The sequence below is a fragment of the uncultured Rothia sp. genome, assembly GCF_963544205.1.
Classification (GTDB): domain Bacteria; phylum Actinomycetota; class Actinomycetes; order Actinomycetales; family Micrococcaceae; genus Rothia.
Window position 1 is genome coordinate 128,059 of sequence record NZ_CAUUDY010000005.1, and the last position, 21,831, is coordinate 149,889.

17 protein-coding genes and 4 tRNA genes are annotated in these 21,831 nt (G+C 62.4%); 2 read left to right on the forward strand and 19 right to left on the reverse strand.

Features of this window, described 5'->3' with window-relative positions; genetic code table 11:
• Positions 1-119: 119 nt before the first annotated feature.
• From RWZ58_RS04480 to RWZ58_RS04565, 18 genes are all read right to left on the reverse strand, one after another.
• The gene (locus RWZ58_RS04480; RefSeq protein WP_314657713.1) at positions 120-1,043 is read right to left on the reverse strand and encodes a plasmid partitioning protein; all 924 of its coding nucleotides are present in this window, start codon (positions 1,041-1,043) and stop codon (positions 120-122) included.
• A gap of 169 nt (positions 1,044-1,212) precedes the next feature.
• Complete coding sequence (locus RWZ58_RS04485; RefSeq protein ID WP_314657715.1) at positions 1,213-2,631, reverse strand: hypothetical protein; 1,419 nt, start codon at positions 2,629-2,631, stop codon at positions 1,213-1,215.
• A 115-nt stretch (positions 2,632-2,746) separates the two neighbouring features.
• Complete coding sequence (locus tag RWZ58_RS04490) at positions 2,747-3,826, reverse strand: iron-siderophore ABC transporter substrate-binding protein (protein ID WP_314657717.1); 1,080 nt, start codon at positions 3,824-3,826, stop codon at positions 2,747-2,749.
• A gap of 365 nt (positions 3,827-4,191) precedes the next feature.
• Positions 4,192-4,893, reverse strand: a complete 702-nt coding sequence (gene rpe / locus RWZ58_RS04495; RefSeq protein WP_314657719.1) for a ribulose-phosphate 3-epimerase — start codon at positions 4,891-4,893, stop codon at positions 4,192-4,194.
• A 69-nt stretch (positions 4,894-4,962) separates the two neighbouring features.
• The gene (locus RWZ58_RS04500; protein ID WP_314657721.1) at positions 4,963-6,912 is read right to left on the reverse strand and encodes a transcription antitermination factor NusB; all 1,950 of its coding nucleotides are present in this window, start codon (positions 6,910-6,912) and stop codon (positions 4,963-4,965) included.
• Positions 6,909-7,877 (reverse strand): methionyl-tRNA formyltransferase, encoded by a 969-nt coding sequence (fmt, locus tag RWZ58_RS04505; RefSeq protein ID WP_314657723.1) that lies wholly within the window; start codon positions 7,875-7,877, stop codon positions 6,909-6,911. The genes RWZ58_RS04500 and fmt overlap by 4 nt, the downstream gene beginning before the upstream one ends.
• A 6-nt stretch (positions 7,878-7,883) precedes the next feature.
• Positions 7,884-8,489, reverse strand: a complete 606-nt coding sequence (gene def / locus RWZ58_RS04510) for a peptide deformylase (protein ID WP_314657725.1) — start codon at positions 8,487-8,489, stop codon at positions 7,884-7,886.
• A gap of 373 nt (positions 8,490-8,862) precedes the next feature.
• Positions 8,863-9,711: a cytochrome gene (locus RWZ58_RS04515; RefSeq protein ID WP_314657727.1), complete on the reverse strand. Its 849-nt coding sequence runs from the start codon at positions 9,709-9,711 to the stop codon at positions 8,863-8,865.
• Positions 9,712-9,817: 106 nt separating this feature from the next.
• A tRNA-Val gene (locus RWZ58_RS04520) sits at positions 9,818-9,892 on the reverse strand.
• A 504-nt stretch (positions 9,893-10,396) separates the two neighbouring features.
• Positions 10,397-10,472: transfer RNA gene (locus RWZ58_RS04525), tRNA-Glu, on the reverse strand.
• Positions 10,473-10,494: 22 nt separating this feature from the next.
• Positions 10,495-10,566: transfer RNA gene (locus RWZ58_RS04530), tRNA-Gln, on the reverse strand.
• Positions 10,567-11,017: 451 nt separating this feature from the next.
• Positions 11,018-11,093: transfer RNA gene (locus RWZ58_RS04535), tRNA-Gly, on the reverse strand.
• 264 nt (positions 11,094-11,357) lie between these two features.
• Entirely contained in the window at positions 11,358-11,780 is a 423-nt protein-coding gene (locus RWZ58_RS04540; RefSeq protein ID WP_314657729.1) for a hypothetical protein, read from the reverse strand.
• Between the two features lie 2 nt (positions 11,781-11,782).
• Positions 11,783-13,294: a glutamate--tRNA ligase gene (gene gltX / locus RWZ58_RS04545; protein WP_314657731.1), complete on the reverse strand. Its 1,512-nt coding sequence runs from the start codon at positions 13,292-13,294 to the stop codon at positions 11,783-11,785.
• Positions 13,295-13,351: 57 nt separating this feature from the next.
• The gene (locus RWZ58_RS04550) at positions 13,352-14,104 is read right to left on the reverse strand and encodes a fumarylacetoacetate hydrolase family protein (protein ID WP_005507404.1); all 753 of its coding nucleotides are present in this window, start codon (positions 14,102-14,104) and stop codon (positions 13,352-13,354) included.
• A gap of 153 nt (positions 14,105-14,257) precedes the next feature.
• On the reverse strand, positions 14,258-15,355 hold the full coding sequence (locus RWZ58_RS04555; RefSeq protein ID WP_314657733.1) for a branched-chain amino acid aminotransferase: 1,098 nt from the start codon (positions 15,353-15,355) through the stop codon (positions 14,258-14,260).
• A 374-nt stretch (positions 15,356-15,729) separates the two neighbouring features.
• Positions 15,730-16,785 (reverse strand): 3-isopropylmalate dehydrogenase, encoded by a 1,056-nt coding sequence (locus RWZ58_RS04560; protein ID WP_314657735.1) that lies wholly within the window; start codon positions 16,783-16,785, stop codon positions 15,730-15,732.
• A 191-nt stretch (positions 16,786-16,976) separates the two neighbouring features.
• Positions 16,977-18,407: a transcriptional initiation protein Tat gene (locus RWZ58_RS04565; RefSeq protein ID WP_298699298.1), complete on the reverse strand. Its 1,431-nt coding sequence runs from the start codon at positions 18,405-18,407 to the stop codon at positions 16,977-16,979.
• A 588-nt stretch (positions 18,408-18,995) separates the two neighbouring features.
• Here RWZ58_RS04565 and RWZ58_RS04570 point away from each other — a divergent pair.
• Both RWZ58_RS04570 and RWZ58_RS04575 read left to right on the forward strand, forming a co-directional pair.
• Positions 18,996-20,405, forward strand: coding sequence for a histidine kinase (locus RWZ58_RS04570; protein WP_314657737.1), 1,410 nt, complete (start codon positions 18,996-18,998; stop codon positions 20,403-20,405).
• A 34-nt stretch (positions 20,406-20,439) separates the two neighbouring features.
• Positions 20,440-21,273: a response regulator transcription factor gene (locus tag RWZ58_RS04575; RefSeq protein ID WP_314657738.1), complete on the forward strand. Its 834-nt coding sequence runs from the start codon at positions 20,440-20,442 to the stop codon at positions 21,271-21,273.
• A 125-nt stretch (positions 21,274-21,398) separates the two neighbouring features.
• Here the strand turns inward: RWZ58_RS04575 and RWZ58_RS04580 are convergent.
• Positions 21,399-21,831 (reverse strand): FtsX-like permease family protein (locus tag RWZ58_RS04580; protein WP_314657740.1); only part of this gene is annotated, 433 nt, incomplete at its 5' end.

Genomic DNA, 21,831 nt, shown 5'->3' on the forward strand with positions numbered 1-21,831 from the left:
AAACAGGGAGGCGCACCCCGGCACCCACACCGAAAGAGGGGCACCCGGCGCACCGGTAGATAACGAGAGAAACGCCGGAGCGAGCGGGCCACTCCCCCACCTGCATCCGACGTTAAGTCTTAGCGCTTACGGGTCAGCAGCAGCGCAGCGGCACCCACCACGCTCACGCCCAGAACCACCACGCCAACCCACGGGAACGCAGCACCGTAGGTCACGGTCTGCACGGTGGATGCAGTGTTAGCCGCGCCCGAAGCCGAAGCGCTCGGGCTCGACGCAGTACCGCGCGCAACAGCCGCAGAGGACGCGCTCGCCGAAGCGGTCGCCTTCTTCTGAGCATCTGCCGAAGCAGAAGGCGCAGAGGAAGCGTTAGAAGAACCAGAGGTAGTACCCGAGGAATCAGCCTCCGAGTTCAGGCGATCGTACTCTTCCTTGGTGATGGTGTTACCCTCAGCGTCGGTGTAGACGGTCTCAGCCTCAGCATTCGACTCATCACTCTGAGAGTTTGCGGAATCATCAGAACCCGAACGATGAGAGGAAGACTTCGAAGAGTTAGAAGAATCAGAACCATCCTCAGCAACCACGGTGAACTCGGAGCTACGGTTCGTGTATGCCTCGGTACCCAGGTACTTGCCGTCCTTATCGCGCTTCTCGCCGGTCGCTAGGAAACGCAGGGTGTGCTTACCGGTGCCAACATCCGGCAGAGCAAAAGAGCCAGAAACGTTACCGTTACCATCGCTCTTCTGCTGGTGCACCACGCAAGCGCCCTGAGCCGCGTCGGACGGGCACAGGTCGCCGTCATCAACCTTCACCGATACCACAGTGTTCGCGGGGAAACCGCTTAGGGTAAAGGAAATCACGCCGTGCTCATTCACCGAGGAAGACACGGTCGAAGAAGTGCCGGGAGTGGAAGCCTTCGCACCGCCCGGAGGCAGAGCGGAAGCAGTGCCGACACCCAAGCCCAGCGCCAGGGTTGCGGCGGCGCAGGCAGTCAGCGCCTTAGAGGTCAGGGAAGCCTTCGGGGCTCCCGAAAAAGGTGCACGCATGGTGGTCCTTTCAAATCTTTGCGGGTTCATTTCTGGGTATTCCGGTCCGTAACAGAAACAACGGAGCGGCGCTATATATCTGAACCCAAGTAGTCGGAGGGGCACCCGGTTTACGCACCCCTTCTCCAGGGGATGAACCGGTGCCGGTGTGAATGTGCAGTCAGAAAATTTACTTCTTGGAGGTACGCAACACCAGAGCCGTAGCCAGAATCACCAAGCCAGCTGCCGAAAGCAACAGGTTATTGGCGTTATTGACTAGCCATTTGGTCATACCGGTTAGCTCAGTACCTTCAATGGTCGGCCCCTGAGCAGTCAGGGGCGTAGGGCTGGCCGAGGCGCTGGCGGTGGAGCGCGGCGAGGCAGAAGGCGAACTGGTAGCCTTGGCGGTCGTCTTAGCCTCGGGCTTCGCGGTGGTGCTTTGGGGAGTGGTTTCCTTCGCCTTGGCCTGCACGCGATTTACGATGGGCTCAGCGGGGGTGACCACCGTGGCGAGCGTCGGCTCTGCCTCGTAGGAGCCCAGGTCGTCATCGGATGCGTCCTCGCGGGGTGCCGCGGCACGCTCGACGGTCATATCGGCAAAGCCAAGCACAGCGTTCTCGGCGCCCTGGTTACCATTGTGCACGACCACACGGTAGGTGGCGGGAGACATAGTCCCGCTAGTCTCATAGCTGAAGCTACGGCTGTCATCCAGGCGCTTCCAGCCGGAGGCGTACAGGTTCTGCGGGGAATCGCCCAGGTAGGTTGCCGCGTACACCCAAGTGCCCGGCTCAGCGTTCGGCACGGTCACGGTGATAGCGGAGCCGTCGCGGTGCACCTGCACGCCGTTGCTCTCGGTCAATTCGGTTGCGTGAATCGCCTCGGGCGCCTCGGTGGGTTTGTACTCAGGGGCGGTGTCGCTGAGCTTAATCGTCTGCTTAACGGACACGCTACGGTCGTAGTTATTGCCGTTCTCATCCGCTCCACCCAGGGAACCGGCAAGAATCTGCACATTGTGCTCGGTGTTTTCAACCGCCCAGCCCGCCTTAGCCAAATCCTCAGCACTCAGGCCGGTATTCTCAGCGGTCGGCAGGGGCACCTCAACCTCAAAAGTGCCGTCCTCGTTGGCGGTTGCCATGAAGTTAGCCGGCGAGTTACCGCCCTTATTGGTCAGCGGGTTAATAGCCTGGTGCGCTTCGTCGGGGCGGGCATCCAAGAACTTGACCGCAAACACGGCACCGCGACCGGGAGCATTACTAATAAAGCCCTCGCCGCGCATCACGAGCTTACCCTCACGCCATTTCTCAGTGGAGATAGTCACACGTGCCTTCACAGGGTTCGCGGGCTTAGCGTCGGCAGGCTTCGTCGACTCGGAGGTGGGGCTCGGCGCCGCAGGCTGGGTGGGGTCTGCGATCTTGTTCGAATCAGCGCTGGGGGTCGCCGAAGCGGAGGGGTTCGCCGCCGGATCCGAGGCAATGCCAATCGGCAGGTTAGAGTCCGCGAATGCGATGGTGGTGCCGGTCAGTGCCGCTCCGGGGGTGATGAGCGCGCCGGCGAGCGCCACGACGGCACCGTAGCGGGCTGCGGTGCGTGCGGGTCGGGTTTCGGTCATTGTGGTCCTTGAGGATGGTGTGGTGGGTCGTGCATCCCCTGCCCGCCGCGGGTTTAGGTCGCGGCGAGCAGGGGTTCAGAAAGCCTCGGCGGGTGATTACTTCACGCGGGGCGTTTTAGATCGGAAGCGCCTTCTTGACGTCCTCGATGATGCCGTTGAGCAGCAGCGGGCCGCCGGTGGAGGTCCACTTGGAGCCCTCAACCAGGATGACGTGGTCGTCCTTAACTGCCTTCAGGTTGGTGAAGCCGGAGGTTTCCTTCGCCTTCTTCAGCGCCTCTTCGGCGCCCTGCAGGCCCGCGGTACCCTGCGCGTTCGGGTTCTGCTGGCTTGCGCCGCCGAGGGTACCGAGGAACATGTAGTCCGCGTCGATGGTTGCCAGGTTCTCCAGAGAGACAGGCTCGGAGTGGCCCTGGCCGTTGCGGTCCTGCGCCTCGGGGCGCTTGAGGCCCAAGTCGGTGAGCACCTGACCGGCGGGCAGTTCCTTGAGAATCAGGGCGGGGCCGTTGCCTGCCCAGCGCACGATGGAGAAAGTCTTGTCGCCGTACTTGGGTGCGAGCTGCTCCTTCAGGGTTGCGGCGCTTGACTCGTATGCCTTGATGACCTCTTCGCCCTTGTCAACCATGTTCATGGCGTTAGCGACGTTGCGGAAGTTGATGCGCCAGTCGCCGCCCGCGTAGCCGCAGTAGACGACGGGGGCGATCTTCTTGAGGGTTTCGTAGGCGTCGGAGCGCTTGTCCACGCCGGTGGAGTCAACCAGAATCAGGTCGGGCTCGAGGTTACCAATCTGCTCGTAGTTGACCTGCGCGACGGTGCCGATAATCTGCACGCCCTTGGCGCGGTCAGCAAGGTAGTTGGGTACGCCGGACTGGCCGCGGCCGGAGACGGAACCGACGGGGGTCACGCCGAGGGCGAGCAGGCCGTCGAGGGTGGGTTCGGAGAGGACGATAACCTTCTGCGGGTTGGCGGGAACTTCTACGTTCTCTTCGTCAATATCCTTGATGGTGCGGGTGCCGCCGTTGCCGGAGCCGCCCGAGGTGGAGCCGCCGGAAGTGGTGGTCGTGGTGGTCTCGCTGCTGCATGCCGCGAGGGCGAGAGCTGCCGAGGAGGCGAGCGCCAGGCCGAAGAAGGCGCGGCGGTTAACGCCCGATGCGCCGTGGTTCTCGGCGTCGGTCAGCTCGGATCGGTTGAAAGACATAGTTCCCCCTATAAATGACTAAACTATACCTAACCTTACAGATATCTGAGTGTTACATCAAGGCGCGTTCAGTTTGGCTTCTCTGGTCGTCGCAATGCCCGGTTTTGCCGCGGAATTCCGCGGGTTAACATATTTCACGCTTTGTCACAGTCTTGCTGACACTATGTCACTTAAAAGGAGTGGTTCTCCCCCGCCCTACACCCTCTAGGCGATGACTTCACCTATGCGCCCTGGCACGCGCCCAGGCACGCACAACGCCCCGCCGCGAAGAACCGCAACAGGGCGAACTCTTCGCAACGGGGCGTATGAGGTTTTATGGGTGTGAGGGTTTCATAGATGCGGGGTACCGTTACCCGCGTGCACCGCTAGTGGCCGCAACCGCAACCAGAACCGGCACGCTTGACCGAGGCTGCCGCCGCGCGCAGGGAGGCGATTGCCGCCTCCGGACCGCCGAGCGCCTCGTCCACACCGTACACCGAGCTGCCGGCGACGAAGCAGGTTGCGCCCGCCTCCGCGGCACGCAGGATGGTCTCTTCGGTGATGCCGCCGTCCACCTGCACGGTCACCGGCAGGTTCGCGCCCTCAATCGCCTTGGCGGCGCGGGCAATCTTCGGCAGGGTCACGTCCAGGAACGCCTGGCCGCCGAAGCCGGGCTCCACGGTCATGATCAGCAGCATGTCCAGTTCGCTGAGCATGTCCAAGTAGGGTTCCACGGCGGTTGCCGGGCGCAGCGCCATGCCGGCCTTCGCGCCCTCGGCACGCAGGGTGCGCGCCAGCTTGATGGGGGCAATAGCCGCCTCCGCGTGGAAGGTCACCGATTCGCAACCCATGCTGGCGTACTGGGGTGCCCAGCGGTCGGCGTCCTCAATCATCAGATGCACGTCGAACGGCACCGGGGATACCTCGCGCAGACGCTTGACCACCGGCGTGCCCCAGGTGAGGTTGGGGACGAAGTGGTTGTCCATCACGTCAATATGCGCGGCGTCTGCGGTGGAGATGCGCTCCAGCTCGCGCTGCAGGTTCGCGAAATCCGCCGAGAGGATGGAGGGGTTAATGGCAATACCCATGTGTGTTGTCCTTAGGTTGCACTCCCCCGGCACCCGCTCGGTTGAGCGGGGCACCGGGTGGATAAGAGGTTAGTTCTTGCGCAGCAGGGCGAGGAACATTGCGTCGGTTCCGTGCACGTGCGGCCACAGCTGTGCGGTGGTCGGGTTCTCCGACGCCTTCACGACCGGCGCGCCCTTCTTGACCTTGATTTCGGGGGTGTGGCCGGGGTCCTTCTCCCCCGCCAGCACGCTCACGGGCTCACCGTTCGCGCCCTCAGTGTGCAGGGCGACCTCTCGCAGTGCGGCAGCCGAGTCGAGCAGGCTGACCGCGCCACTTTCGAGCACCTCGGCGACAATGTTCTGGGTTTCTGCCGCGTGCGGGGAGCAGGTCACGTACGCGATGACGCCGCCGGGGCGGGTCGCCTCAATGGCCGCGTCTAGGAGCTGACGCTGCAGGGGTAGCAGCTCGGCGATATCGCGCGGGGACTTGCGCCAACGCGCCTCGGGGCGGCGGCGCAGGGCACCCAGGCCGGAGCAGGGCACATCCACCATGACGCGGTCGAAAAGCTGACCGGGTTCAATGGAGCCGGGCAGTGCGGAGGCGTTCTTGCTCAGGGTCCCGCGGATCTGGCGGCCGTCACCGGTGAGCACCGTGTAGCTGTCCTCGGGCAGGGGGCGCATGGAGGATTCCACGAGCTGCGCGCGGTGCGGTGCCGCCTCGTTGGCGACCAGGGATGCGCCGCGCTGAACACCGATAGCGCCGAGCAGCGCCGCCTTACCGCCGGGGCCCGCGCACAGGTCGAGCCAGGCGGTGTCGGCGCCGTCCAGGGGTGCTGCGGCGAGCGCGCGTGCTACCAGCTGGGAGCCGGCATCCTGGGCGCGGACGGTGCCTTCACGCACGGATTCCAGGCGCGCCAAGTCGCCGGAGGCGTACAGCGCCGAGCCCTCAACCAGCTCGCCGTCGACGGCGCCCTGTTCGCGTGCCTCGTCGAGGCTACCCAGGCCGGGTAGCGCCACCAGGTTCACCACGGGCGCGAGATTGTCCGCTTCGAGCAGCTGCTCAATTTCGGTGGCGGGACGGCCGTGCGCAACCAGTGCCTGACGCATGGAACGCACAATCCAGCCGGGGTGCGAGGCGAGCAGAGCCATGCGCTCGGTGTCGTCCTTCGCGTCCTCGATGATGAGTTCGTACCACTCTTCGGGGGTGCGCTCGGAGACGCGGCGCAGCACCGCGTTGATGAAGCTTGCCGGGCCCGCACCAATCTTTTCGCGTGCCAGGGACACGCTCTGGTTCAACGCCGCGTGGGCGGGAACGCGCATGTTCAGCAGCTGGTGCACGCCCATGCGTAGCACGATCAGGGTGGTGGTGCCGACCTTCTCGAGGGGGCGGTCCACGCAGTGGCGCAGGATTGCGTCGTAGGTGCCCTGGTAGCGCAGCGTGCCGTAGGTCAGCTCGGTTGCGAAGCCCGCGTCGCGGTGGTCGAGGCGGTGGCTACGAATCGCCTTGGGCAGCACGAGGTTCGCGTAGGCGTCAGATTCAGCCACGGAGCGCAGTACGTCAAAGACGGTTGCTCGGGCGGTGTCTGCGGTGCGCGAGCGTGCGGAGGGTGCCGCCGCGGAGAATTCGCGGGCGGACATGGAGCGGCGGTTGCGTTCGTGGCCGCTCTTATTGCGCTGGGAGGTGCCGCCGCCACCGCGTTTGGTGTCGTCGTGTTCGGTCTTGGCGCGGCGTGCGGCACGTTCGACACTGGTCAGGCCGTCGAAGCGGCGACCAGTGCGCGATTCGCCACGGTTCTCGCCACGGTTTTCGAAGCGCTTCTTGTCGCCGCGGGAGTTGTCATCCCACTTCTGCTGGCGGTTCTGCTCACTCGCACCCGAGCCGGAGCGGCGGCGACGCTTACGCTTCGCACCGCCCTCGCCCTGACCATTGCTCTGGCTGAACTTGCCGTTGCCGGGCTTACCGGAGTGACCGGGCTTGCCATTGCCAGCGTGACCGGGCTTGCCGTGTCCTCCCTTGTAGGGGCGCTTTTCGTTGCTCATGCGAGTACCACCAGGCCTTCCGCCATGTCCTTGCCAGCGCCGCGAGCCCATGCGGGCGCATCCATCATTTTCTTACCGGCAGGCTGAACCTGCAGCAGCATCAGCGGTTCGGTACCGGTGCCGACCAGTACCTTCTTCGCGTGCAGACGCACCGCGCCGGGTGCGAGGGGGCCGCCGTTTGCCTCGGTCAGGGACTGCACCAGGCGCTCGTCGGCGACCGCCAGGCCGCCGATCTTGAAGCGGTTTTCGCCCAGTTCGCACCATGCGCCGGGTTCGGGGGTCACGCCGCGGAAGCGCGCCAGGATCTGTTCGGCGGGTTCGGTCCAGGTGAGGCGGCCGTCGGCAATGCTCATCTTGGAGGCGTAGCTGATCGACTCGTCCTCGACCTGCGCGGTGCCGTGCTCGCCGGCTTCGAGACGCTCAAAGGTGCGTTCGAGCAGCGCGCCGCCGCTGGTGGCGAGGCGCATAAGCACGCTACCGGCGGTGTCGTCGGCGGCCACGGGGGTGGATTCCTGTTCGAAGGTGGGGCCGGTATCCAGGCCTTCCTCGAGCAGGAAGGTGGTGGAGAAGATTTCCTGCTCGCCGGCCATGAGGGCGCGCTGCACGGGGGCGGCGCCGCGCCAGGCGGGCAGCTTGGAGAAGTGCAGGTTCACCCAGCCGTAGCGCAGGGATTCCAGCGCGGACAGCGGCAGCAGGGCGCCGTAGGCGACCACGGCGGCTGCGTCAGCGTTCAGTTCTGCGATGGCTGCGGCGGCTTCGTCGTTCCAGCGGTTTGCCTTCACGATGGGCAGGCCGAGCTCTTCGGCACGCTGTGCCACCGGGGAGGGGGTGAGCACGCGCTTGCGGCCCACGGGGGCGTCCTCGCGGGTGAGCACGCCGACCACGCGCACCTTATCGGAGTTCGCCAGGTAGTCGAGCGGGGGCACGGCAACGTCGGGGGTGCCTGCGTAAATAATGTTGAGCATCTGAGCCTACTTTCCGAAGCTACCGAAGGAAGAACCAGCAGAACCTGCACCGAACGCGCCACCGGCACCGAAGGCACCGCCCACGCGGGCTGCACGTTCGGTCACGGTCTTCGCGGCGACAGTGTTGTAATCTGCGGCGCGCAGGGCACGCATGACGCGCTGACGGTCTTCGCCCACGAGGCGGTCGATGAAGAGCTTGCCGTGCAGGTGATCGGTTTCGTGCTGCAGCATGCGCGCAAACAGACCTTCACCCTCCAGCACGAGGGGCTCGCCGTGGCGGTCTACGCCGGTCACGCGCGCCCAGTTCTTGCGCGGGGTCGCGGACTTCTGACCGGGCACGGACAGGCAGCCTTCGCCGCCTTCCTGGTCTTCTTCGCCAACCTCGAGCGCAGGGTTGATGATGTAGCCTTCGCGGTCGTCAATGCCGCCGAAGGTGAAGATTTGCTTGGAGATGCCAACCTGCGGGCCCGCAAGGCCCACGCCGCCCACGTCGTACATGGTTTCTAGCATGTCGTCGATGAGTCGTGCCAGGTCGTCGTCAAAGACGGTGATGGGGTCGCAGACGCTGCGGAGCACCGGGTCGCCCACGGTGCGGATGCTCAGGATGGTCATGGTTCTCCTTTGCCGGCGGTGTGCCGGGAATGTGCTTACGGATTTCAACATGGCGGCAGAACTGCGCTGGTAGAACCTCGCGGGTGAAACTGCGCTGGCGGTTTTCCCAGTAGCGGGTTCTTCACAGCGGGCGCATTCTTCACAGCAGGTGCGCGGTCACCGTTCTGCCTATTGTTCTATTGTCGCCGATTCAGTAGCGCGAATCTAGAACGAATCGAGGCGCTGGGGGTGGAGGCGGCAGGGTGAGGGCTGAGCCTCACCTCCCTGGGCTCATCTCCCCCAGGGGTTTGAGCCTCTCCCCTCTACTCCCCTATGCCACCCAGTCTTCTAGTCGGCGGGGGTACTGGCCTATACCGCGGGCGGGGGTACTGGTTTATGCCGCGGGCGGCGGTACTACAGGCATGAGCGCGGGGTCTTCAAATTCTTGGAGCTGTCGGTCGAATTCCCAGACGCGGCGCAGGGCGCAGAACTTGTACCAGTTGCGTTCGAGCACGGCGGGGTTCGCCTGCTGCGGCAGTACTTGGGTTTCTCCGAGTGCCACGCCCATGAGGACGGGCGCGTCGCCGTATTTCCAGGGTTCCCAGGTGCCCTCGTCGGGGTCAACGATGGATTCTTCGGCTTTGAGCCCGGCGACGAGCTGCATGACGACTTTCTCGTCGAGTGCTTTGACTCGGCCGCGCTTGTCGGTGCCTTTAGTTTTGTAGTCGATGATGCAGGTTCGGCCCGCGATTTCTGCGACGAGGTCGAGGGTGCCTGCGTAGCCGACGGTGTCGTTCCAGATGGTGACTTCGGCGGCGAGGGGGCGGGGTTTGAATGCTTCCCACCATTCGTCGAAGCGGTCGGCGTAGGCCTGTTCGCCGTTGAGGATGAGCTGTTCGCGGCTTTCGTCGAGGTTGTGTTCGCGACCCATGGCGCGCAGGGCGACGGCTTCGGCGTAGTTGTGGACGCGGTCGCCTCGGGCGGCGGCTGCGTCGCGGTATCGTTCGGAGGCGCTGGCTGCGTCGCGGATGATGGCGAATTTGAGGCCGTGGGATCCGGTGGCGCGGTAGGCGCGCTGGTCTTCGAGGGCGGCTTTGGCTGCCATGTACCCGTGCCAGCCGCTGAGGTCGCTGGCGTGCTGCCCGATGACGGTGGTGATGGAGGGGACGAGGAGTTCTCCTCCGCGTTTGCGGGAGTACATGCGTCCGTAGTCGGTGGCTGCGGCGAGTTCGGGTGTTGTCACGGGGTACCTCATTCTCGGGTGGTTGTGTCCGCTGCGGTGGACTGTTGCCGGTGGGTTTGACCCGGTGGGCATAATAAAACCCCCGTTCCTTGAAACGGGGGTTCTTTGGTGCGTGATACTGGGTTCGAACCAGTGACCTCTTCGGTGTGAACGAAGCGCGCTACCACTGCGCCAATCACGCTTACGGATAAGACTATACCGAGGCTTGGCGTGAAGGTCAAATTCTGCGCTCTCTTTTTTTACTGCCGCCGAGAAGCCACTTGTGTTTCGATAAGCAACCAAAGTGGTGGCTTTTCGAAACACTTGTGGCTTTTCGAGGAGTACGCGGCGGCACCGTAGAATCTAAAAGGTTTTCGGACAGATGCAGAGATAAACAAAAAAGCTCCCCAGCCTTTCGACTGGAGAGCTTCTTTCCTAGTGGTGACCCCAACCGGGGTGTCACGGTGATGAGGGCGCATAATGCCGAGCGCGCGAGGGATTTCATTATGCGTCCGAATGCCACGCCGTAAGAAGTGGCGGCGCATGATGCCGAGCGTGCGAGGAAATCCATCATGCCCCGCAGTGCCGCGACGTCAGGAGCGGCGCCGTGAGAGGCTCACGGCGGCACCGCAAAGCAAGAGGCAGCTAACGAATAAAGATATAAACAAAAAAGCCTGGCTTCCGAAGAAACCAGGCTTTTTCCTAGTGGTGACCCCAACCGGATTTGAACCGGTGTTGCCGCCGTGAGAGGGCGGAGTACTAGGCCGCTATACGATGGGGCCGCAACCTCCGTAAGGAGGTTAGCTGGGATACCAGGACTCGAACCTAGAACAAAGGAACCAGAAACCTTCGTGTTGCCAATTACACCATATCCCATTACTCTATTGAGTTACCGTTCCGTTTTTCGCCTCTCGGCTTTTCACCGGAACGAGTAATAACTATACGGGTCTTTCTGGAGGTATGCAAGCCGAAATCTGGAGAGCCGCCTCACATTTACGGTTTTATACCCGCTACTTCCGCGTATTTCCGGGGTTTTTGGGGTCGAAAAGTTTTTTAAATTTCTTCAAAAAGAGGGTTTTGGGGCCGGTTTTCACCCCTCAAAGCAGCTTCAGGAGGACTCGGAGAGCAGTTTCAGCCGCTCCACCGCACGCTTTGCACCCTAAATTTTTTGAAGATTTTTCTTCCCACCCTGCTTCCCCAGCAGCAAGCTCGCCAAAGCAGTCACTCCGGAAAAAGATCACAAGACTCTTACCCGGAACCCTCACCTCCAAAACCTAAAACTTCTGAAGACAACGAAAAAGCCCCGAGGCGAACCTCGGGGCTTCAGTGGAGCGGTTGACGAGACTTGAACTCGCGACATCCACCTTGGCAAGGTGGTGCTCTACCAACTGAGCTACAACCGCATGTTTTCGCTTTGAACTTTTCAGTTCGTCGCAACAACAGGTACTACTATACGAGTCTTTATCGGGGTGCGCAAACCAAATTCTCGCCACACTTCCCCAAATGGAACCAGATTCAACACTATAAAACATACCGACTAGTAGTTTTACAGGAAATACCCATCACAAAAAAATATTCTCAAATTTACGAAAAATCCCCTTATCCGCCGGGTTTCTTCAGACCTTTCGGTCATCAGATTCCCGCTGGATAAGGGGATTCTCTAGAGCTTAGTCGCTACTGCCGCCGGAGTCGCCTCCGCCAGAATCGCCGCCACCGAAGTCCGAGCTGCTGTAATCGGAGCTGGAGCTTCCTGCGTCGAAGTCGCCCGCGTCCGGGTCGGGGCCCGGGTCCACAAAGTCGTCTTCGTCGTCCTCTTCACGCGAAGAGTCCGAAGAGTCGGAGGAATCCACGACAGACGAGGAGCTGCTCACATCGCCACCGCGAGCCGCGTTCTGCATGGCGCGTGCCTCCAGGAACGCGGTCACGTACGCAAGCACTGCACCGGCAATAATGATGATGACCATCCACACGGAGCGATCCAAACCTGCAATGTAGGCGAACAGCCAGATAATGCAGGCGTTGGTGAGCGCCATGAGGGTGCCCTTCAGCAGCGCCTTGCCGATGATGGATTGGTTATTCGGCTGGCTCATGGTTAGCTCAGTTCAGCGGCCAGCTTGCGCAGGCGTGCGAGGGAGGAGTCCTTGCCCAGGATTTCCATGGATTCGAACAGCGGCGGGGAGATGCGCTCACCGGACACTGCGATGCGCACGGGGCCGAATGCGAGGCGCGGCTTGATTTCCAGGCCGTCGACGATTGCGGCGCGCAGGGCTGCCTCGATGTTGGCTGCGGTGAAGTCCTCGAGGGGCTCGAGAGCCTCGATGGCGGCGGCTAGCACCTGCGGTGCGGATTCCTTGAGCTGCTTGCGGGCGTCGTCCGCCACGGTGATCTCGTCGTCGCTCTTGAAGAGGAATGCGAGCAGGCCGGGTGCTTCGCCGAGCAGCTGCATACGCTCCTGAACCAGGGGTGCGGCCTCGGTGAGCACCTGCTCCTGGCGCTCGGTGAGGGTTTCGCCGAGTACGCCTGCAGTCTGCAGGTACGGGATGAGGCGGTCGCGGAAGTCCTTGGGGTCGAGCGCACGGATGTGGTCACCGTTGATGGACTCTGCCTTCTTCACGTCGAAGCGGGCGGGGTTGGCCACCACGTCGTGCACATCGAAGTGCTCGACGAGCTCGTCGATGCTGAAGACGTCCTGGTCTGCGGAGAGGGACCAGCCCAGCAGGGACAGGTAGTTCAGCAGGCCTTCCTTGATGAAGCCGGCATCGCGCAGCAGGAAGAGGTTCGACTCGGGGTCGCGCTTGGAGAGCTTCTTGTTGCCCTGGCCCATAACGTAGGGCAGGTGGCCGAATTCGGGGATGAAGCTGGTCACGCCGGTGTCGATGAGCGCGCGGTAGAGCGCGATCTGACGCGGGGTGGAGGAGAGCAGGTCCTCGCCGCGCAGCACGTGGGTAACGCCCATGAGTGCGTCGTCGACGGGGTTCACGAAGGGGTACAGCGGGTCGCCGTTGGAACGCACGACCACGTAGTCGGGCACGGTGCCGGCCTTAAAGGTGATTTCACCGCGAACCAGGTCGTTGAAGGTGATGTCCTCATCGGGCATGCGCAGGCGCCAGACGGGCTTGCGGCCCTCGGCGCGGTAGGCTTCCTTCTGCTCTTCGGTGAGGTTGCGGTCATAGTTGTCGTAGCCGAGCTGCGGGTCCTGACCGGCTGCCTTGCGGCGCTCCTTCACCTCGTCGGGGGTGGAGAAGTCTTCGTACACGTAGCCGCCCTCAACGAGCTTTTCGAAAATCTCGTTGTAGATGCCTGCGGTCTTACGCTCGGACTGGCGGTAGGGCTCGTGGGGGCCGCCGACGCCGACGCCTTCGTCCCAGTTGATGCCGAGCCAGTGCAGGGATTCGAGCACCTGGTTGAACGACTCTTCGGAGTCGCGTGCCGCGTCGGTGTCTTCGATGCGGAAAATCAGCTTGCCGCCGGTGTGGCGTGCATACGCCCAGTTGAAGAGGGCGGTGCGGACCATGCCCACGTGCGGGGTGCCGGTGGGCGAGGGGCAGAAGCGTACGCGGGTGTCTGCGGGGCTGTTGAGTACGGGACCGTGGTATTCGGTCATGATGTCTCCTTGACGGTGTGTTTCAGGATGTACGTTACGTTGTGGGGCGCGGGCTGCTTAGTCGCGCACGCGGGTGACGAGGGAGCCGATGCCTTCGACTTCGACCTCTACTTCGTTGCCGTCGCGCAGTACGCTGATACCGGCGGGGGTGCCGGTGAGCAGTACGTCGCCGGGCAGCAGGGTGAAGATTTCGGAGGCTGCGGCAACCTGCTCGGCTACGGAGTAGTGCATTTCGGAGGTGTTGCCTTCCTGCACGACGTCGCCGTCAACCCAGGTGGTGATGTTCAGCGAGTCGGTGTCCAGGTCGGTTTCAATCCACGGGCCGAGCGGGGTGGAGCCGTCGAAGCCCTTAGCGCGGGTCCACTGGCGGTCTTCGAGTAGGTCGCGGGCGGTGAGGTCGTTTGCTACGGTGTAGCCGAAGATGACCTCGTGCACGCGCTCAAGCGGCACGGACTTGGCGATACGACCGATAATGACGGCGAGTTCACCTTCTGCGCTGACGGCTTCGGAGTACTCGGGCAGGGTCACGGGGTCGCCGGGGCCAATGACGGTGGTGTTGGGCTTGAGGAAGAACTGCGGGGAGGCGGGCGCCTCGGTTCCAGCCCAGTTTGCGATCGCTCCAATCACCTTGGAGCGGGGAATAATCGGGGCGAGCAGGCGCACCTGGTCGATGGGGTAGGTGGTGCCGGTCGGTTCAATACCCGAGTAGAAGGGGTCGCCGGCGAGTACGCGCAGGGTTTCTTCGCCTGCGTCGCCTTCTACCAGCCCGAAGTGGAGCTCATTATTTACGGTAAATCGTGCAATACGCATACTTTCTAGGGTACCAGCCTTCGAGGGTGTGGGCGGCGGGGTGTGCATCCCCTCCCCCACAGCATTTACCGGGCACAGCGAATCCCCGCGGGTTGCTCGCCGCGCGACGTGCGAGTCGGGCGGGCGCATCCTACGGGGATTTCGCGTGAAAGATTAGATGAGGCGGGTCATCCAGCCGTGGCGGTCCTCAACGGTGCCGAGCTGAATGCCGACGAGCTCTTCGCGCAGGCTCTTGGAGATTTCGCCGAAGTGCTCGGTGGGTGCCGGGATTTCGAAGTCTTCTGCCTTGAGCTTGCCGATGGGGGCGACCACTGCTGCGGTGCCGCAGGCGAAGATTTCGGTGATGTCGCCGTTTGCCACGCCTTCACGCCACTCGTTGAGGGTGATTGCGCGCTCTTCGACGGTCATGCCGCGGTCCTTAGCGAGCTGAATCAGCGAGGAGCGGGTCACGCCCTCGAGAATGGTGCCGGTCAGTTCGGGGGTAACAATCTTGTTTTCCTTGCCGAAGATGAAGAACACGTTCATGCCACCGAGCTCTTCGATGGCGTCGCCGCGGTGCGGGTCCTTGAAGATGACCTGCTTGCAGCCGTGCTTCTCACCCTCGGTCTGGGCAATCATGGATGCCGCGTAGTTACCGCCGCACTTTGCTGCACCGGTGCCGCCTTCGCCTGCGCGGGCGTAGGTGGTGGAGAGCCAGATGTCCACGGGCTCGGGGGTGCCGAAGTAGTTACCTGCGGGCGAGCCAATCACGTGGTACTGCACGTGGCGTGCGGGGCGAACGCCCAGGAACGCCTCGGTTGCGATCATGAAGGGGCGGAAGTAGAAGGCTTCACCGTCACCGGTGGGAACCCACTGCTCGTCCATCTTCACGAGTTCGCGCAGGGACTCGATGAAGGTCTCTTCGGGCAGCTCGGGCAGGGAGAGGCGGCGTGCGGAGTTCGCGAAGCGTGCCGCGTTCTTTTCGGGGCGGAAGGTCCACACGGAGCCGTCTGCGTGACGGTAGCCCTTGATGCCTTCGAAGATTTCCTGGCCGTAGTGGAAGACGGATGCTGCGGGGTCGAGGACGAGCGGGCCGTAGGGGCGAACTCGTGCGTCGTACCAGGTACCGCCGGTCTTGTAGTCGCCTTCCCAGTCGATGGTGACCATGTGGTCGGTGAAGTAGTCACCGAAGCCGGGGTTTGCAAGGATTTCGGCGCGGCGTTCGGCGGAGGCGGGTGACTGGTTTGCTTCGTGGCTGAATTCGATGGCCATCGTTCTGCGTTCCTCTTTGTCTAGTTGCTTGTGCAGGCGTTCTTTGATTCGCGGTTCTCGCGTCGGGGCGTAGAACCGGTGTGTGCCGCCGGGCGCGTTGTCGTGCGGGGCAGATGGTGCATCTAGCGGTCTGTGCTAGTCGGATGCATTGCAGTGAGTGGTGGAGGGTGTCCACCGCCGAAGTGCCGGGCGGGTGTGCCTGACCTGTTTTAGAGTACCGGAAAGATGAGTTTGCCGCATGCGCACCTTTTCTCCCATTCAGGATGTGAACAGGTGAAGCCCGGAAGGTGTGTTCCTTCCGGGCTTCACGGGTGTTTTGCGTTCAGCGGCTACGGCTGGCGGGTTTTAGCCGAGCCAGTTTTAGCCAGGTGAGCTTAGCCGAGGCGTGCGAGTACGTCCGCGCCGACCTGATCGGTTCCGCGCACGGTGGCGCCGTTTTCGCGCATATCTGCCTCGACGGCGTCCTCAATGCGGGCTGCGGCGGCATCGTGGCCGAGGTGGCGGAGCAGCATTGCGCCGGCGAGGATTGCGGCGGTGGGGTTTGCCTTGTTCTGGCGGGCGATGTCCGGTGCGGAGCCGTGTACGGGCTCGAACATGGAGGGGAACTCGCCGACGGCGTTGATGTTGCCGCTTGCCGCGTAGCCGATACCGCCGGTGACTGCACCTGCGAGGTCGGTGATGATGTCGCCGAAGAGGTTGTCGGTGACAATCACGTCGAAGCGGGCGGGGTCAGTGACCATGAAGATGGTGGTCGCGTCAATGTGCAGGTAGTCGGTCTCAACCTCGGGGAATTCAGCCGCAATTTCGGTGAAGTAGCGGTTGTAGAGGCGACCTGCGTGGGTGAGCACGTTGGTCTTGTGCACGAGGGTGACCTTCTTACGGCGGGTGGATGCCAGCTCGAAGGCGTAGCGCACCAGGCGCTCCACACCGTGTGCGGTGTTGAGGGAGACTTCGGTGGCGATTTCGTGGGGGGTGCCGCCGCGGATGACGCCGCCGTTGCCGATGTAGGGGCCTTCGGTGCCTTCACGCACGACCACAAAGTCGATGTTGCCGGGGTTGGCGAGCGGGGAGACTGCGCCGGGGTACAGGCGGGAGGGACGCAGGTTGATGTAGTGGTCGAAGGCGAAGCGCAGCTTGAGGAGCATTTCGCGTTCGATGAGGCCGGAGGGAATCTGACCGCTGCGGGGGTCTGCACCAATGGCGCCGAAGAGGATCGCGTCGTGCTGCTTGAGGGCGTCCATGGTGGAGTCGGGCAGGGTTTCACCGGTTTCCAGCCAGTGCTCGGCGCCGAGCTTGTAGTGGGTGGGGGTTACGGTGATGTTTTCGAGCTCGCAGGCGCGGGTGAGGATGCGCTGGGCTTCGGTAATGATTTCGGGGCCGATGCCGTCGCCGGGGATGACGGCGAGGTCGATGCTACGTGCTTCAGTCATGCCTCTACCCTAATACGCACCACGGGTGGGCGGTAGAGTGTGCGGGCGGGTTCTCAGACTCTGGGCTAGAGAGTTCCAGGTTAGCTACCGCTCCCCTGCCCCGCCGGTTAAAACAATATTCCCCGGCTGAATATTCAGCCGGGGAATATTGTTTATCTACGAGTTCTCACAGGGTAAGAACCTAGACGCTATTACGCGCGCTCGCAGAGGGTGACCTTCACGTAACCGGGGTTACGGACACCGGACTGCTTTGCAGCGTTGTTAGCGGAGGTAATGGTACCTTCGGCTACGCTGGGAGCCACGAAGGAGCCACCTGCACCACCTGCGCCTGCCTGCAGCAGCGCGCTAACGTTCTGGCGGTAACGAGTGGGCTCTTCGTTACCGTTCCACTTCTGGGAGGTGATGATGGAGGACAGGCCACGAGCTGCACCCGAGCCACCGCCACCGTAGCCTGCGCCACCACCTGCGGAGACAACAGTCTGGTAACCGTTGAAGGACTTCAGGGTCGAGTCCTTGTCCAGGTTGGTCTTATCGTTGAGGTTAACAGGGTTGGTCGCGTGAACGATTTCCAGCTTGGAGATATCGTTGTTGTCGATCTGGTAGGAGTATGCGAAGACGCCGTCTGCACCCTTACCGTCGAAGCCGGAGCCACCCCTGTCACCAGCGGTAGCGGAGCTGAAGAGCTCCTGCTTGTTCTGGCTCTTGAAGCCCAGGACACCATTGACGTTACCCAGGGTGGAGTACAGCAGGGGCTGCTCGCCACCTGCACCACCCTGACCACCGTTACCACCCTTACCACCGGCAACCTTCATAGCAGTGCGTTCATTGGTGAACGGCTTCAGAACGGTGTAGTGGGAGATGGAGGTCTCAGCGTCGTCACCGGCTGCTGCGGATGCGCTTGCACCAGCGGGCAGAACGGACTTAACGTCGGGGTCGCTCAGGCGGGTGGTGGAAGCGTCGACTGCCTTGGGGTTGTAGTACTTACCCGAGGGCATGTTGTTGGTACCGGGCTGGGTACGGATACCCGCACCGCCACCGCCACCTGCAACAGCAACCGGGGTGCCGTTAATGATCAGAGCGGAGGAACCGCCGCCGGAGCCACCGTAGAGGTAGCGCTTCATATCGGAAGGCTTGGACCAGTTAGCGTCAACCTGAGCCTTGACGTCAGCGGGAACGGGCTGCTCGTTGACGTCACCACCGTTACCGTAACCCTTACCACCGGTTGCGGGGCGGGTCTGCCACAGTGAGGGGCTGTCGACGCCCCTGACGGACTCCAGGTAAGCCACACCACCGGAAGCTGCGACCAGCTCGATGACCTGGCCTTCCTTGACGGGGATTTCACCGGTCACGAGAGCACCGGAACCACCAGGAACCTGGTTGGAACCGCCACCTGCGCCACCAGCAACCTCGAAGCGAATCGAGTCAACCTTCGCCGGGATGGTGAACTTCACGGTGTCCTTAGCACCGGAGGGCTGACCGGAAATGTTGAACTTGGGAGCAGCTGCGTACTTGCAGGGCTCAGAGGAAGCTGCGAAAGCGGGAACTGCAGCAGATGCTGCGACAACCGGAGCAGCCCATGCTGCGCCAGCGACAACCTTGCGGCGAGAAATGTTAGTAGACATGTATGTCCTTCGAGAGTGATGTCATTTTGAGGAATAAAAGTTATCACCCGCCGTCGTGCGCGGCGAAGAACGTCACCTGATGAGATTCGAGTGAGTGAAGTAGGCTTGTGCCTAACCTCTGGTGATAACGACATAATGCTGTAACCGGTCCCCTGCATAGGGACTTTCGCGTTTCAGAGCGCTTGGTGTTCGCTCTGCGAGGTCATAGACCATCGGCGTAGATTTCGGGTACAGCCAAAACTATACCCATCAAGAACCTATCCCGCAATGGTTCCAAAAATGGTTTGATGAGGGGGTTTCCCTTAAACTCTCCGCCTTAGTTGAAGGTTTTTCAACCAAAATAGGTTGCTTAAGAGAGTTACGGGTCTCTTAAACCTAATTTCGAACCCCATACAATCCCAAACTCTCAAGTAGTGATTGAATAAATAATCTACAAAAAAGTAATCAAGGTCACCAAAAATAGATGTTTTTGGCGTGTCGCACGCACACAAGCGCACAACCCCACACACAAACCCACAGAATGTTTCTGCATGTGAGAGCAAAAAAGGGGTTCCCAACCCCTCACCAACACCCCGATACACTGGAACCATGCCCCTCAAGCGCACCCAACCCCAGAAGAACCCACAGAACAGCACTAAGACAGGCGAATCAGGCTACGCCGTAACGCATACCCGCGGCGTCTCAGAAAGCAGCGACCTGCCCGCCGACGCAATCACCGCCTCCAGCCGCGTACAAACCTACCTCAGAGACAAACGCGGCTGGATGAACGTCCTCGTCGTCGCACACATGCAGTTCTTCTGCTGCATGCTCTCCGTTGCCTTCGTCAACAACTACGGCTGGATTCCGCTCATCTCCGCGCTCTGCAGCACCACCGCGCTCTACTTTCGCTACCGCTTCCCCTACGGCAGCATCTACGTGGTCATCGCGGCGCTCTGCCTCACCCTCCTGGAGCCCTTCCCCGACTCACTTGCCATCACCTGCTACCCACCCGTCAGCCTCGCCGCCTACCATATCGGTCGGCACTGGCGCCGCCGCGCCCGCTTCCGCGGCCTCATTCTCGGTTGGGTCGGCGCACTCGCCGTCACCGTGCAGGCCTCGCTCTCGTTCCTCTACCACTGGGACGACATACCCGCCCGCATCTTCATCTCCCTGATGCTCGGCGTGCTCTGCGGATCCATCTTCACCGTCTTCTGGTTCCTCGGCGACTCCCGCCGCATGCGCGAACTGCGCAGCGAAGAGTTCAAAGAACGCGCCCGCCGCCTCGAATACGAGCAGGAGCAGGAACGCCGCCTCGCCGCGCAGGACGAACGCACCCGCATCGCCCGCGAAATGCACGACATCGTGGCGCACTCGCTCTCCAGCATTATTTCTCAGGCGGACGGGGCACGCTACGCCGCCGCGAGCGCCCGCACCGCACGGGCACAGCAGGCGGGTCAGGCTCAGCAGCAGACTGAACAGGCGCAGAACACGCCGGATATTGCTGAGCAGACCCTCGAACTCATCGCAGACACGGCACGCGACTCACTCACGCAGATGCGTTCCCTCCTCGGGCTACTCCGCACCGACGAGGCGACCGCCTACGCACCCGTGCCCACCCTCAACGACGTGCCCGCCCTCGTGGAGCAGAGCCGCCGCGCCGGGCTGCCCGTCACTTTCACCGGAATCACCGGCACCATGGCGCGCACCCTACCGCAGGGCGCAGAACTTGCGGCGTACCGCACCGTGCAGGAGGCGCTCACCAACGCGCTCAAGCACTCCCCCGGCGCGGCAACCACCGTCACTATTCACTGGGGTGATGAGGGCCTGCAACTGCGGGTTGAGAACGAACCGGTTTCTGCGGTCACGGCTCAGCACACTGCTCGCCCGGTACCCGGCAGCGGCAACGGTCTGCGCGGCATGAGCGAGCGCATCGCCCTGTACCACGGCACCCTCACCTACGGTCTGCAGCCCGACGGCGGCTGGCTCGTTGAGGCGGCGCTACCCTACCGCGACCTCTAATACCTCTACTACCTCGTGATCTAGGATTGAAACTATGTACTCTTCCGTACCACAGAACACCCAGCCGATCCGCGTGATGCTCGTTGACGACCAGCGCCTAGTGCGCGGCGGCTTGAGCATGCTCGTGAACTCCCAGCCGGACCTGCAGGTCGTCATGGAAGCAGACGACGGCCTGGCGGCAATTGACGTTTTTGACCGCATGGTCGCTGAGGGGCAGGCGCCGCAGGTCATCCTCATGGATGTGCGCATGCCGCACTGCGACGGACTGGAGGCGGCGCGCCGCATCCTGGAGCGTGACGGCCAGCGTGAGGTGACTGAGTCCGAGCGGGTGCGCATTATTATGCTCACGACCTTCGATATTGACGAGTACGTGTATTCGGCGGTGCGTGCGGGCGCGAGCGGGTTCTTGTTGAAGGACACTCCGCCGGAGCAACTGTTGGAGGCGATTCGTACGGTGCATCGCGGCGATGCGGTGATTGCGCCCTCGGCTACTCGCCGCCTGCTGGAGCATATGATTCCGGTGCTGGACTCCCCCGCCGCTACTCCCGGTGTTCCTGCCGCGCCTGTTGCTGAGTCTGCTCCTGTTGCTCCCCCGGCTGTAGCATCTGAGCTTCCTAAAGCAACCTTCATTCCGGCTGAGCCGGCACAGGATTATCCGCATCGTGAGTTGATTGAGCAGTTGTCGCCGCGTGAGTTTGAGGTGCTGGGTCTGATTGCGCGTGGCTTGTCGAATGCGGAGATTACGCGGGAGTTGGTGCTGTCGGAGGCGACGGTGAAGACGCACGTGTCGCATGTGTTGGCGAAGTTGGGTGCGCGTGATCGTGTGCAGGCGGTCATTATGGCGTATGAGGCGGGTATCGCCCACTAGCGCTCCCTTATATAAGGGCACAGTGAAGCCCCGGCGGGCATCTCCTTTTCGAGGCACCCTCCGGGGCTTTCTCTCGCCGAGTATCCGGGTTTGCCGGGTACTGTGACTATGCCAGATACAGCAGGTTAGCCGCGCATACCCTCAACCGGGGACATGCGAGCCGAACGAGCCGCCGGCAGAGCCGAAGCGAGCATCGCAGCGAGCACACCCACAATCAGGATGACCACGTACCAGACGTACGGCAGGTCAAGCACGAGCGGGGCGGAAGCACTCATGGAAGACATAATAATCTGCGCAGAGAGGCTACCAATCACCGCACCGGAAACCATACCGAGCACCACTGCGGCGAGCGTAATCAGAATCGCCTCAATGGAAATCATGCGGCGCAGCTGCTTGCGGGACAGGCCCAACGAGCGGAGCATCGCATTCTCGCGGCGGCGTTCGTTGACCGAGAGGGTCATCGTGTTCGCCACACCAATGATGGAGATGACCACTGCGAGCATGAGCATCACCAGGGTGAAGGTCAGCATGACGGTCAGCAGCTGGTCGTAGGTCTGA

Bases quoted from the DNA above. Each gene is read 5' to 3' on its own strand.
- RWZ58_RS04480 (WP_314657713.1), bottom strand. From the start codon at position 1,043: ATGCGTGCACCTTTTTCGGGAGCCCCGAAGGCTTCCCTGACCTCTAAG.
- RWZ58_RS04485 (WP_314657715.1), bottom strand. From the start codon at position 2,631: ATGACCGAAACCCGACCCGCACGCACCGCAGCCCGCTACGGTGCCGTC.
- RWZ58_RS04490 (WP_314657717.1), bottom strand. From the start codon at position 3,826: ATGTCTTTCAACCGATCCGAGCTGACCGACGCCGAGAACCACGGCGCA.
- rpe (WP_314657719.1), bottom strand. From the start codon at position 4,893: ATGGGTATTGCCATTAACCCCTCCATCCTCTCGGCGGATTTCGCGAAC.
- RWZ58_RS04500 (WP_314657721.1), bottom strand. From the start codon at position 6,912: ATGAGCAACGAAAAGCGCCCCTACAAGGGAGGACACGGCAAGCCCGGT.
- fmt (WP_314657723.1), bottom strand. From the start codon at position 7,877: ATGCTCAACATTATTTACGCAGGCACCCCCGACGTTGCCGTGCCCCCG.
- def (WP_314657725.1), bottom strand. From the start codon at position 8,489: ATGACCATCCTGAGCATCCGCACCGTGGGCGACCCGGTGCTCCGCAGC.
- RWZ58_RS04540 (WP_314657729.1), bottom strand. From the start codon at position 11,780: ATGAGCCAGCCGAATAACCAATCCATCATCGGCAAGGCGCTGCTGAAG.
- gltX (WP_314657731.1), bottom strand. From the start codon at position 13,294: ATGACCGAATACCACGGTCCCGTACTCAACAGCCCCGCAGACACCCGC.
- RWZ58_RS04550 (WP_005507404.1), bottom strand. From the start codon at position 14,104: ATGCGTATTGCACGATTTACCGTAAATAATGAGCTCCACTTCGGGCTG.
- RWZ58_RS04555 (WP_314657733.1), bottom strand. From the start codon at position 15,355: ATGGCCATCGAATTCAGCCACGAAGCAAACCAGTCACCCGCCTCCGCC.
- RWZ58_RS04560 (WP_314657735.1), bottom strand. From the start codon at position 16,785: ATGACTGAAGCACGTAGCATCGACCTCGCCGTCATCCCCGGCGACGGC.
- RWZ58_RS04565 (WP_298699298.1), bottom strand. From the start codon at position 18,407: ATGTCTACTAACATTTCTCGCCGCAAGGTTGTCGCTGGCGCAGCATGG.
- RWZ58_RS04570 (WP_314657737.1), top strand. From the start codon at position 18,996: ATGCCCCTCAAGCGCACCCAACCCCAGAAGAACCCACAGAACAGCACT.
- RWZ58_RS04575 (WP_314657738.1), top strand. From the start codon at position 20,440: ATGTACTCTTCCGTACCACAGAACACCCAGCCGATCCGCGTGATGCTC.